The organism is Microcoleus sp. T3_D1 (genome assembly GCF_036700405.1).
GTDB lineage: Bacteria > Cyanobacteriota > Cyanobacteriia > Cyanobacteriales > Microcoleaceae > Microcoleus.
Window position 1 is genome coordinate 1 of the sequence record NZ_JAUBOV010000073.1, and the last position, 13,672, is coordinate 13,672.

The 13,672-nt window shown below is 45.0% G+C and carries 6 protein-coding genes; 3 read left to right on the forward strand and 3 right to left on the reverse strand.

Annotated elements, in window-relative coordinates:
* Window positions 1–262: 262 nt before the first annotated feature.
* The 3 genes from QT992_RS25705 to QT992_RS25715 form a co-directional block, all read right to left on the reverse strand.
* Window positions 263–1,237, reverse strand: a complete 975-nt coding sequence (locus QT992_RS25705) for a diguanylate cyclase (protein ID WP_333318718.1) — start codon at window positions 1,235–1,237, stop codon at window positions 263–265.
* Between the two features lie 10 nt (window positions 1,238–1,247).
* Window positions 1,248–4,346 (reverse strand): response regulator, encoded by a 3,099-nt coding sequence (locus tag QT992_RS25710; protein WP_333336996.1) that lies wholly within the window; start codon window positions 4,344–4,346, stop codon window positions 1,248–1,250.
* 126 nt (window positions 4,347–4,472) lie between these two features.
* Window positions 4,473–9,941 carry a PAS domain S-box protein gene (locus tag QT992_RS25715; RefSeq protein ID WP_333318714.1) on the reverse strand — a complete coding sequence of 1,823 codons (5,469 nt, stop codon included), beginning with the start codon at window positions 9,939–9,941 and terminating at the stop codon, window positions 4,473–4,475.
* Between the two features lie 672 nt (window positions 9,942–10,613).
* On the opposite strand from QT992_RS25715, the gene QT992_RS25720 reads away from it, so the two are divergent.
* From QT992_RS25720 to QT992_RS25730, 3 genes are all read left to right on the forward strand, one after another.
* On the forward strand, window positions 10,614–10,937 hold the full coding sequence (locus QT992_RS25720) for a hypothetical protein (RefSeq protein ID WP_333378043.1): 324 nt from the start codon (window positions 10,614–10,616) through the stop codon (window positions 10,935–10,937).
* Window positions 10,938–11,181: 244 nt separating this feature from the next.
* Complete coding sequence (mgtE, locus tag QT992_RS25725; RefSeq protein ID WP_333318710.1) at window positions 11,182–12,579, forward strand: magnesium transporter; 1,398 nt, start codon at window positions 11,182–11,184, stop codon at window positions 12,577–12,579.
* A gap of 127 nt (window positions 12,580–12,706) precedes the next feature.
* Entirely contained in the window at window positions 12,707–13,630 is a 924-nt protein-coding gene (locus QT992_RS25730; protein WP_333378047.1) for a hypothetical protein, read from the forward strand.
* Window positions 13,631–13,672: the final 42 nt, after the last annotated feature.

Sequence of the window (13,672 nt, forward strand, 5' to 3'; positions counted from 1 at the left end):
GTTTTGTAAAAAGATTTTTTTTTTTTGTTGTGCGCGCGTCCCCGCTCGCGTATTGAACAATACGCGAGCGGGGACGCTCGCACTGTAAATGCAAAACTGAGATGCTCCCCACACCCTTAACCTAATACAGGGAGAGAATCGTGTTTGGCGGCTGAGGGTCTAAAGTCTTCAAGCTGTTTCCCTATCTTGTTTTCAGTTTACTCTTTCTGGGTTGAACTCACGTTTAATAAATAATGCTTATGGCGATCCAATATCGCTGTTCTCAAAAGAACGGTTGAGGATTTAAACAGCGTTTAGTGCGTTTATGCTCGTACATTAGTTTGTCAGCCTTGGCCAGCAATTCTTCTAATAAAACTTCATTGTTTAAATCCCCAAACTCCACACCAAGACTTATTGATATAGAAGCTCGCTCGGACTGTTGATTAAAGCGATCTATATTTTCTTGCAGCCGAGCATGAAAATTAGTAGATGAATCACCCGAAAAATTAGGAATAAATAAAGCAAATTCATCTCCTCCCAGTCGAGCCACAATATCCGCCTCACGAAAGGTTTGCTTCAATATTTGAGCTGCGTCAACGATTACTCTGTCTCCCATTTCGTGTCCGAAAGTGTCGTTAATCTTTTTCAAACCATCTAAGTCAGCGAACAAAATAAAATAGGATGTTTGCGTGCGTCGAGCAATTTTGAGTTGTTGATCGGCTAGTAAAAAGAAGCCACGTCGGTTATATAATCCAGTTAATTCATCCGTCACGGATAGCTGCCTTACTTCGGCTTCTGCCCTCAGACGTTCTTGGATTTCGTGTTCTAAACGTTGATTTTGTTCGAGCAGTTGTTGGCGTTGCTGTTGGATGAGTAATTGATTTTTTACTCGCATCAGCACTTCCTGCTCTTGAAAGGGTTTGGTAATATAGTCTACACCACCCAGTTCAAAGGCTTGTACCTTGTTTTCTACTCTTTCGAGCGCACTGATAAAAATAACCGGGATCTGAGCAGTCGCTTCCGATGCTTTTAACTTTTGGCAGACTTCGTACCCATTCATCTCCGGCATATTTATGTCAAGTAAAATTAGACTCGGTGGGTCGCGATGAACACCTTGGAGTGCCATTCTGCCGTTGAGCGCTTTACGCACAATATAGCCCTGTGATTCTAGAATTTTGGCTAACAAGCGCAGATTGTCTGGGGTATCATCCACGATGAGAATATTCGTTTCGGCGGCAAGTTTGAATATAGCTGTCATGGTCTTCTTTCTAAATCTGGGTGAGAGTTGCGATCGCTTCAAGCTGAAAGTTATCGACCAGAGATGTCATCGCCGCGATGAAATCTTGTTTGTCCTTGGGAATTTGAGCGATAAGTTGATAAAGCTTATTATCACTAAGATCGAGTGCTGCTTCATGAACTTCTGCAATCCACTTGGTTGGCATGGTTTTCAAGTCGGGAGTAAATATCTTTGGTGGCGAAGCTGATGAGTCTGGTCGAACTTTTTCGGCGTAGCAGTAGCGGACGCCCAAGTGATGAGCTATTTTGGCGAAAAGTGTGTCTTCAGTAAACGGCTTGGCAATGTAGTCATCGCAACCGACTTGCAGACTGGCGATGCGATCGTCTTCAAAAGCATAGGCAGTGAGGGCAATGATGCGTGTAATTTGTCTTTTGTCCTGTGACATTTGCCCTCTCGTGTCTGCTGATGACCCATGACTAAGGACTAATGACTGTTGCGATCGAATCTGTCTGGTGGCTTCATAACCATCCATGACAGGCATTTGAATGTCCATCAAAATCAGGTCAGGGTGCCATGTTTGCCAGCGCTCGATCGCCTCTACCCCATTTTCCACGGCACACACATCAAACCCAACTGACTCCAGCAGCGTCACCAGCAGTTGCCGATTTTCTAGAACATCTTCTACTACTAGAATTCGGTAGATAGGTTGCCCAGGTGCGAGCCCGATAATCCGATCGCTCGTTTCAGGTTCCTCTAAATCAAGGGACTCTGGTAGTTCCAAAACGACTTTGCAGGTAAAAGTCGAGCCTCGATCCAGGGTGCTTCGCACGGTGATATCGCCTCCCATCAGACGCGCAAACTCACGACTGATAGACAGTCCTAAACCTGTTCCTCGATCGTGACGACCGCGATTGGTTTGGATGAATGCGTCAAAAATCGATTCTAAATCTGAGGGGGAAATGCCAGATCCGGTATCCTCAACTTCGACACACAGGGTAATAGTTGGTTTAACATCGGGTTGATTAGTGGCCCGATCGCAATTTGTACCGGATGGCATATCATCTGATGAAAAAGCTCGTCCGCGCAGGGCTATGCTTCCTGTTGTGGTAAATTTGAGCGCGTTCCCAAGCAGATTAATCAAGATTTGGCGAAGTTTTGCTTGATCGCCACACACATAACGGGGCACAGTAGCATCCCACTCGCTGCTCAGATGTAACCCTTTCTCAGGCGCTTTGAGGGAGAACATCTCGTTAATAGAACCCAGCAGTCGATGCAGATTAAAACAGCTTTTACTCAGTACCAATTGCCCTGCTTCAATCCTAGACATTTGCAAAACATCGTCGATCAATGTCAGCAGATGTTCTCCACTACGGGTAATGATGCCTAAATGCTCTTGAAATTCTTCTGGGATATAGGGGCTGCGGTTCATAAGCTGGGTAAATCCCAGAATGGCGTTGAGCGGCGTTCTGAGCTCGTGGCTCATGTTGGCAAGGAACTGGCTTTTGGCACGGTTGGCTATTGCTGCCCTTTCAGCAGCGTGTTCTAGGGCAGCTTGCGAAAATTCTAACACCGCCAGCATGAGGATATGTCTCATTTCGGCTGCAGCTTCTAACTCTGCAATCTGCCACGGATAAGACATCTGGCGCACTGTCTCTTGCCACCGTTCAAAGGATTGGCGGGGACACAGGTGCATTTTTCCAAGTTCGTCGATCGACACAGCATCCTGTGGATTACCTGCCCAGTTTATGGTTTGAATTTGTTCGGGTCGGAACCACAGGATGTGGTATGACTTTTGTGTGGCGTAGCATAGCAAGATTGAGATTGCTAAAACACCGCTAGCTCGATCTTTGAATTGCTTCGCTTGGGGATAAAACTCAGACAAAGAAGCTGTTGCAAACACTCGTTCTTTGTTCTGTTGCACCAACCACTGCACGAGCTCGCCAACCTCAGCTTCAGATGGTGTTTGACCCACCAATGTCAGACGACCATCGAGCAGGATTGCAGCTCCCTGAGCGTGAACTAAATCTAGCAATTGAGAAGCATTTTCGGTCAATACCTGTTCGATAAAATTAGACTCTCGCCGGAATGCCTGCTGAAGTTTATCCTGAATAGTTTTCGCCTGCGATCGGTAAACGTTCAATTCTCGCTCTTGTTGATGCACCAGTTCGATCGAGGCAAATTGTCCTAAAAACTCACAGGTTTTGCGAGTTTCGTAATCTACCAATCGCGGGCTGTAATGGTGACAGGCAATTAATCCCCACAGCCGCCGATCGTCAATTAACGAAATCGTCAGTGTCCCAGCCACTCCCATATTCTGCAAATATTCAATGTGGTAGGGAGATACTCCCCTTAACACACAAGCACTTAGATCCTGGGGTGTATTGGTTAGGGGATGGTGGGTGGGAATTAGGCGGGCCGGGGTGTAATTGATATTGGGAATTTGGCGAACCCAATTGCTGTAAAACAATTTGCGGGCGGGTACGGGAATATCGATCGCCGGGTAATGCAATCCCAGATAGCTTTCTAGATAGCTTTCTTTCTCTTCAGCAATCACCACCCCATGCTCATCGGCTTCAAAGCGATAAATCATCACGCGATCGAACCCGGTCATGGCTTTAACTTCTCTAGCAATGGTTTGAGCTAAATCAGAAAGACCGATCGCAGTGCGAAAGTTGAGAATAACTGTTTGCAGGCGATGATAGAAATCCATTGAATGATTCTTTTCAATAGACCCTTGGGCTTCTAGCTCCAGAATCAACTCATTTGGTAGCTGATGCAGTGTGCTTCTAAATGTTTGAAGTTTGCCGGTTTTGAGAGGTATTTTTAGATCGAAGCTATTATGAATGTTTAATTGTTGTTGATCTGCTAGATACCTGACAATTTCTTGTACTCGATCGTGACCAAATAACCCTGGCAATGGCTGACCTAGCAATTCTGTGGCAGAAATGCCAAAAAACTGTTCTACATTTTCGCTAGCTTGTAAAATCTTGAGGCTTTTTTCTTGCAGCACTAAAACGATTCCGTGGGGCTGAATATGACCGGGAGCATACACGGATTCTTCACTGCATTCCTCTAAACTTTTTAAATTTAAAGGAGTAATTGGGGAAATTTTGGGTGTGTTATGAGGCATTTTAGAGCAACAATTTTCAATAAAAATTAACGAATTTTTTTTCAAAACTTACCAAGAATTCACTTGAATTCTTGTTGGCTGTTCCTAATTCCCCAGTCCTAATCAAACGTTTAACTGCACAACAGCTTATAAATCCAATGGAGGAATTCCACTTGGGAAATTACCTTGAATTAGATTAAGGATTTTCTCAAATTGATACTGGTGGGCGAGTTCCGTCAGATGAATACCCAATTGAGCGAGGTTTGAGGAAAGTTGAGCTACCAGTTCAACGATCGCAACATCATCCCCACATAAAGCAGCATCTTCCAACTCAACCACCCATTCTTTTGGTAATGTCGCCAGAAGCGTTGGATCGAGGGAATCTGGAACCCCAGGGGCCACAGAACACAGGTAAGAAGGAAAACAATCTGTTCCCCGTTTCCCCTTTTCTGTTTCCTCTTCCTCATATACATACTCTAAACCTAGGTATTGGGCCATCTTAAGAAATAGGGTCTGTTCCCGGAAGGGCTTGCTTATGTAGTCGTTGCAGCCAGCAGCTAAGGCGAGGGCGCGATCGCTCTGGGAAGCCTGGGCCGTAAGTGCAATAATGATACTGTTGTGTCCGTCTTCCATTGCCCGAATTTGCTTGGTAGCTTCGTATCCATCTAACACGGGCATCCGAATGTCCATCCAGGTTAGGTCGGGTTGCCATTCTTGCCAAATCTGCACCGCTTCCTGTCCGTTGGTAGCTTCTTTTACCTCTAATCCTAATTGTGTCAGTAATCTGACTATTAGCAAGCGATTTTCTGCTCGATCGTCAACCACCAAAATGCGACGATCGGGTTGACCGGGAGCCAGCCCAATCACGAGGCGATTATTCTCTTCGGGTGTAACATTAACTCCACTGATGGGGCTGACGGGAAGGGTAAAGCTGAAGGTACTCCCCTGTCCCAGAGTGCTGCTGACAGAAATTTTTCCGCCCATGAGTTCCAACAATTTGCGGCTAATGGTTAGACCTAGCCCAGTACCGCCGGTCAATAGCTTCCCAGCTTGGGCTTGCACAAACGCATCGAAGATGGTATTGAGTTCGATCGGTGCAATCCCTACACCTGTGTCAGCCACTACAAACTGGAGAATCGGCCGAGTTGTGGCTAATGCCCCTGTACCGTTCGGCTCAATGCTGACTTGCAAAGTAATGCTTCCCCGATCGGTAAATTTGATAGCATTACTCAGCAGATTGAGCAAAACCTGACGGAGTTTTTGAGCATCGACAAGCATAAATTGGGGAACTTCTGGCGCAATCTCGAAACAAAGGTCAAGTCCTTTAGAACTTGCTCGTTGCGCCAACATATTTCGGAGGGAATGCAGTAGCGCAATTAAGTCCAATCCGCTTTCTTCAACGGTGAAGTGTCCCGATTCAATTTTGGAAAGATCCAACACATCGTTAATCAAACTCAAGAGGTGATCGCCACTCCGCCGAATTGTTTGCAGGTCTTCTTTTTGGTTGGGAGTTAGAGAGGGGTCATGGGTCATTACCTGAGCAAATCCTAGAATCACGTTGAGGGGAGTGCGTAATTCGTGGCTCATATTGGCTAGGAAGGTACTTTTTGCCAAGTTCGCTTCTTCTGCTGCTTCCATTGCGTGCTGCAGTGCCAGTTCTTTTTGTTTGCGATCGCTAATATCTTGCCCAATGCCCAAAAAATACCCGCTAGAAAGTGCCACGTTTGCCCAAGATGTCTCTAACTGCTGTCCCCTGGCGGTGAGTGTTGTGAAATCCTTCCACTTTCCGGTTGCCGATAGCATATGTTCTAAGACACTTTGGCAATAAACCGGGTCAGGATAACACTCAGCTAAGATATCTTTTTGCTGCCAATCTTCTAGCGACCAACCTAAAATTTTTTCAAATTCCGGGTTGAGCAATTCTATTTTACCCTGCTTGTTAAACAAACCAATCATTACTGGAATATGATCGACGATTGTTTGAAACATCTCTTTCTGATAGCGCAGAGCTTCCTCTGCCTGTTGTCGAGCCGTAATATCTCGCAGAAAGGTAGTAAAAATAATTTCACCGTTGATCTCGATCTTGGAAATCGAAGCCTCTGCCGGAAACTCTGAGCCATCTTTGCGTCGTCCAAAAATAGCTCCTCGCTCTGCCATTTGCCTTGCACAGCCTCCATTCTGGGCATAGTGGCTGACGTGCTGATGGTGAGCATCGGCAAGGCGCGAGGGCATCAACATCGCCAGGGGTTTCCCTAAAATTTCCTCGGCCGCGTAACCAAAAATTTGTTCGGCTCCCTTGTTAAACAAAGTGATTTGCTGATTGGTATTGATCGAAATGATCGCATCGCTGGCAATTTCTAAAATTCCGGCAAATCGCGCTTGAGAGATTTTTAACTCGATTTCGGATTGTTGGCGATCGGCTTCGTTGCGTTTACGTTCGCTAATATCCCGGCAGATACAGAAGTTCATCATCTCATCTTCTAATTTCACCCGGTTCCAGCTAATTTCCACGTCATATACAGAACCATCTTTGCGGCGATGTCGCGTTTCAAACAGCGGAATAACCTCCTCTCTATCGAGTATAAGTTGTAGTTCTTCCTGCGTCCATTCAGCATCCCAATCAAACACACTCAGATTCAGGGTTTCTTCTAGGGTGTAGCCTAGCATTTGAGCAAAACTGGGACTCGCTTCGACAACTTTTCCGACCCTATCCATGACAACAACGCCGTCCAGTGAAGTGTTGAAGAAGGTTTTACTCCGCAGGAGTTCCTGTTCTAGTGCAAGTTCGGCTTTTTTGCGATCGCTAATATCTTTCATGAAGCAGTAATGCCCCAAAAATTGATGCTGTTCGTCGTAAGTTGAAATCATCACCAATTGCTTATAAAAAACAGAACCGTCTTTACGGACTCCTTTCGTTTCAACTTCTACTCTGCCCTCTTGCACCATCAGCCAATAGGCCGCAACCAGTTTTTTCAACTCATCGGGATGTACGGTTTTTTCCCAAGACATCCCCACCATTTCTTCTGGCTGATAGCCTGTCACGTCAGAATATGCTTTATTGGCATAGAGGTAACGTCCTTGTACATCCACTTTGGAAATGCCGGACAGCGCATTTTTCATCACCTCACTCAGTTCTCTAAGCTCTGCTTCTGCGTGTTTGCGATCGGTGATATCTTCTGAAAAACAAAGTAGGTACTGGGACTGATGCTGTTCGTCGTAAATGGGAATCTCCACCGTATGCAGCCAACGTTTTCCCAGACAATGACGGTCAATGACTTCTTCGAGAATATCCTCAGTCATACCTTTTTCAAAAACTTCTCTATCCTTTTGGTCAAAAAAGATAGCCTGTTCTGTTGGGAACAAATCATAGCCAGTTTGGCCGATCGCTTGTTCGGCTGAAATGCCAAATAACCGTTCGCTGGTTTTATTCCAAAACTGAAATACACCAAATTGTTTAGGCTGTGCGTCCTTAACAAAAACCGCAACCGGTAAATTATCCAGCAGTGCTTGTAAGAAATTGCGAGTTTTTTGGATTTCCAGCTCTACTTTTTTGCGCGGGCTAATATCAATAAACGTAACTATAACTTGTTTAATTTGACCTTTTCGATCTAACTCCGGGTAGGCATTAACTAATACCCAAACACAACTATCAATTTCTTTTTTAATTCCTAAAACCTGATTTTTAATGGAACTTCCAGTAGATAAAACCTGATTCACGGGATATTCCTCTAGGGGCATCTCGCTGCCATCTTCCCGCACCAAATGCAATGCCGGATCGCTCACGGGTTTTCCCAGCATTTGATCCATTGAAAACCCTAATAATTCAGCGGCCGTTTCATTACAGAATTGGAGGCTGGTATCTGTCGCATGAATCACAAAACCCGCATTTAAGTTATCGATCAATTGCCGATATCTGGCTTCGCTGACCTGTAAAGCAACTTCAGCTTGCTTGCGCTCCGTAATGTCGGTGTGAGAGCCAGTCATCCGAATTACGTTACCTGCATCATCCCAAAGCGCCTGACCGCGATCCAAAATCCATTTGTAGGAACCATCTTTGCAGCGAAGGCGATGTTCTGTGATATAAAAAGGAGTTTTCTTGGCAAAATGATCTTGAATGACTTGCATCACCCATCCCAAATCATCGGGATGTACTAGATTAGCCCATTCGTCTAGAATGTTTTGGATTTCATGGTCTTCATAGCCCAGCATTTCCTTCCAACGACTAGAAAAGAAGACCTCGTTGGTTTGAACATTCCAATCCCAAATGCCGTCATTATTCCCGCGTACAGAAAGTTCCCAGCGTTCTTCACTTTCACGTAGTGCTGCTTCTGCTTGTTTGCGGTCAGCAATATTCCTGCCAATCTTTGAGGCTCCAATTATATTCCCTGCTTGGTCTTTAATGGGGGAGACACTCATCGAGACATCGATTAATGTTCCATCTTTCCTCAGCCTCTTTGTATCGTAGTGTTTGATGCGTTCTCCTCGCCGAATTTTGGTGATAATTTCGTTTTCCTCATCTCGATAGTCTGCGGGAATCACTTTTATCCCTGATTGCCCTACTATTTCGACCGCTGTATATCCAAAAATTGTTTCTGCTCCTACATTCCAACTTGTAACTACACCATCTAAATCTTTGCTGATAATGGCATCTTCCGAAGATTCAACGATCGCAGCTAGTCGAGCGATCGCAATTTCTGCCTGTTGTCGTTGGTGAATTTCCCATTGCAACTGGCGATTTACTTTTTTAAATTTATCGACTTCGCCATAACTAACTTGTGCGAGATACACGACCAACATCAGCAGCCACACTAAAATTAAGCCACCAATTAACACAACTGTTGGCAAATAAAAATCTTCTTTTCCTACTAAATATAAGTTGGGATAAATATCTAGTCGCCACTCTGCACTATAGGCTCTTATTACAACTGTTTTATGCAGTGAATGATGAGATAAAGGCTCTTGACCGTAGATCAAATTTGTGCCATCATATATAGCCACTTTGTACCCAGGAGGCACTTTTAAAATACTGTCAAATAGAGTTTTAAACTTAAAAACTCCGACAATAAACCCATCAAACCGCTCCCCTACAAATAAAGGAAAACTTGCTAGAAATCCTTGACCCCCTTGAGCGAGGGAAACATTGCGAGTTAACATAGGTTGACGCAAATCACGAGCCACTTGCAAAGTGATTTTGCGACGCAGTTCCAGATTAAGATCTAGGTTTTGCGCTGCCTCATTCCCAGCCAGTGGCACAATCGATCGCACTTTAAATGATGGATCGACTAATGCGATCGCCTGATAACCGTAGAAATCCTTTACATAAGCCTCAGCATCGGCTTCCCAAATAGCCTTTGGTGTACCGCCATTGGCTTCCCAGCGATTCGCCATCTGCCGAAGTGTCAGCATCCGAATTGATAATTCTTGGGTCAGTTGTGAATGAATCGCATTGGCTTCCTGCTGAATTAACTGCTCGATGTGAATTTGTCCGTTGAGGGTTAGCTGTTGCCACGTAAGTAAAACAGCAAGAGAACCCACCACACCAAGCAGAAGAGGTAGCAATCGTTTAAGTGGTCTTTGCCATAAGGTTATCATCAGGTTTAGTCTAGTAATAGCCATAAATTAAGCGATCTCTGAATAGATATGCATTCAATTTGTTGGGCGATAATTTCAATTTAATTATACAACACAGCAAAGTTTTGAGCGTGAAAACCCGTTAACGCTAGGACAATCTCTAAAGTTTATCAGCCCTAAATAACACTGTTAAATTCTACATATAAAGAATCTTGTTCCTTAAGCCCTAGCTGGCTAACTAAATTTAGAGAGGGCGATAAGCTAGATATGTTCCGATTGTAAATAGGTATTGTTTGCCAACAGTGGCGGCAAAACCAGTAGATTTGATGCTCGCGAACGTGACGGAGCATTTGATTCGAGCAGCAGGGGCAGTGTGTCATAAAGACCTCTTTTTTAACTAAAAAGTATTTCACTCTTGTGGCAAAGTGCTGTAAGCTCGCTTGAATCAGCAATAACAAGACCCTAGAGAACAAAAATAAAGATTTGGTAAAGAATACAAAATGGTTAAGGAAAAGATACAAGTTTAAACATTTTGTAATAAAATTAAGAGCGCAGAGAATTTTTATCCCACAATACGCACCTTCTAATGTCCCATCTGGTTTGTTATAATTCTATACTATTCAGATGCAGCTTTTGAGACCCATTCCTACATAAAATAATTTTCCTGTTCCCTGTTCATTGATTTGATCGGAGAGTCTAAATCCTAGCCCTACACCTTTGTATGAAGGTATCGCGGGCCGACAGTCTGGTGTAAAAGATGCGGCATCCGGCACAATTGATGCCTTCGCTAGCGACGGAATGCTGTTAGTAGGAGAAGCGCTGATACAGGGTTTAACTCAAAGCCAATATTCTGTTATACCGCAGCAGCCTTTAACCTGCATTTCTTACGGCACGATCCTGCCAGCCAGCGACACTGAATGGAAAGAAACAGTCAATAATTTTATTCGCAATCAAAGTTCGACGAATTTGTTGGAAAAAGTGCTCGGGCGCAATTCTCCTTTCCTACCGATGAGTGTCGCCGATCGAGATAAATGTATTTGAACTCACATCTTGCACCATTCTCAATTACTTGTTTAGGAACAGGCTTTTCGGCCTGTGAAGCGAGAAAACTCATTCTTTGTGGAACGGGCCGGAGAGCCCGTTCTTGACAATGGTGCAACATCTGAGTTTGAACCCAAATCGTGCGGATCTTGTCAGGGCAAGTCCGATCGCTGCAACCAGTGGCGTCAATAGGCTCTAAACTGGATTCAGGAAGGCGCGCAGCACAGGTTTAGGAGGGTCATCAGTGACAGAAAAAAGTTATCAATCGTCTTCTCTACCCACCTACGCGCGGAAAGAACTGCGGGAATTAGTTCGCTCGCAGTTAAGGGCCCTGTTGGAAGAAGGAGACTTTAAAGGAGCAAAAGCGATTTTGCACCCGGTGCAGGAAGCAGACATAGCTGAAGCTATCGAAGGCCTGCCAGAAACCATGCAAGTAATAGCTTTCCGCTTGCTTTCCAAAGACGAAGCAATCGCAGTCTACGAATATCTCGACTCCAGCGTTCAGCAGTCCCTCTGCGAAAAATTCAAACGCCAAGAAGTCATTGACATTGTAGACAAAATGTCCCCGGACGATCGAGCTAAACTCTTTGACGAACTCCCGGCAATATTAGTCCGTCGCCTGTTGGGTGAATTGAGCCCGACGGAACGCGAAGCTACGGCTCAACTTTTGGGTTACGAAGCCAGTACCGCCGGTCGGATCATGACCCCGGAATATATTTCTCTCAAAGAAAGCTTTACCGTCGCCCAAGCTTTAGACCGAATTCGCTCTTTGGCTAAAACTACCGAAACAATTTATTCTCTTTACGTCACCGACGCCGGACGCAGCTTGACAGGTATTTTATCTCTGCGGGATTTAGTAACTTCCCCCCTCGACAAAACTGTCGGCGAAATTATGACCCGCGACGTAGTTTCTGTTCAAACAGGAACGGATCAAGAAGAAGTAGCTAGGCTGATCCAGCGTTACGATTTTTTAGCTGTGCCCGTTGTAGACCGCGAACAGCGTCTCGTCGGCATCATTACAGTTGACGACGCGATCGACATTTTAGAACAAGAAGCAGCCAAAGATATTTATACCTTGGGCGGCGTCCAGTCCGGCGGCGACAATTATTTTCAGACCGATTTAATCACTGTTGCCCGGAAAAGGGTCGTGTGGCTGTTTGTTCTGCTTTTAACGAATACTGTCACCGGCGCAATTATTAGAGCTCAAGAAGATGTTTTGAACCAAGTAGTCGCCCTAGCAGCCTTTATTCCCCTGCTGACTGGCACTGGAGGCAATGTCGGAGCTCAGTCCTCAACTGTGGTAATTCGCGGTTTGAACACTGACGAAATTACAGCTATGGGCCCGTTTCAAGTAATTGTGCGCGAGGGGATGGCGGGAGCGCTGCTAGGAGCTATATTGGGGACTGTAGCGACGGGCTGGGCTTACACTCTGCAAGGGAGTTTAGAAGTGGCGATGGCGGTGGGGATTAGTTTGTTTGCGATCGCAATTTTAGCTTCTATTGCCGGTTCAGCTCTGCCGTTTCTATTTCGTTCTTTGGGTTTAGACCCCGCTTTAATGTCTGCTCCTTTTATTACCACCGCCGTTGATGTCCTCGGGGTCTTGATTTATTTCACTTTAGCTCGAGTAATTTTGCAGATTTAATATATTTAAGTAGATTGGCATCAATAAAAAAACCATAGTAATTTTAAATTCGGTGATGTACAGCCTCCCAATGACTGATGACCAATGACCAATGCCCAATGCCCAATGCCCAATTCCCAATTAAGCTATGTCATCATCCAACTCACCCACCAAAATCCAAAATCCCAAGTCGAGCAATTGGTTAGAAACTGCTGAAGTGGTTTTTATTGCTGCCTCTGCTGTGGGATTGGCTGCTAGTTTGGTTTGGGGGCAGAGCGTTTATGCTCAAGTGCCTGTAGTGATTTCGTTGGTGTTGAATTTTGTGAACCGGCAGAAGCTGCACAGGCAAGTTAAAGCAAGTACAGCGGCCACGTTCGATCGCGTAAATCAACAAGCAGCTACTACCGATCGGGCGATCGAGCAATTGCAACTTGCTGTAAATGCTTTAGACGAAGCTCTTGCTCAAACATCTCGCGAAAATCTCAATGTTGGGCCGGGAGAAAACGTACACTCTCTAATTTCAGCAATTGAGAACCTGCGCCAGCGACTAATAATTTTAGAAAAAACTATTAAAATGATTCAAAGCGAGATCGAACTCACCAGCCGCCAATTCAAACAGCGACCGGAGTTGCAACAAGTCGAAACTTTGACAACAATAATTCTGGACTTGCAGCAGTTTATCAACGAACTGCCACAGTGGGGCCATTTGCAGCAGCGGCAGCTAACAGAACTTCAGCAAAAAGTAGACAATGCTTTGGCTGAGCTCTCAGAAGAAATTGCTGCGCTTCCCAACCGCGTGCAAGAGGCGCTAGCTAGTCGCGGTGGGGAAATTAACCCAGAGTTTGGTTCGGGTTTGAATGCCGATCAAAAGAATGGTTATCGACCTAAAACCCAGAATGAGAAAATTCGCCAGAAATATCCCAGAGCTTATGTCAAGTGGAGTCAGGATGAAGACGAAAATTTGAAGCAAGAATATGCTAGCGGTCAACAAATTGACGAATTAGCTCAGAGATTTCAGCGACAGCCTAGTGCCATTCGTTCGCGATTGCAAAAGTTAGGATTAATCGAATAATGGGAATGGTATAAGCTGCTACGCATTTAAATTGAATTCAGA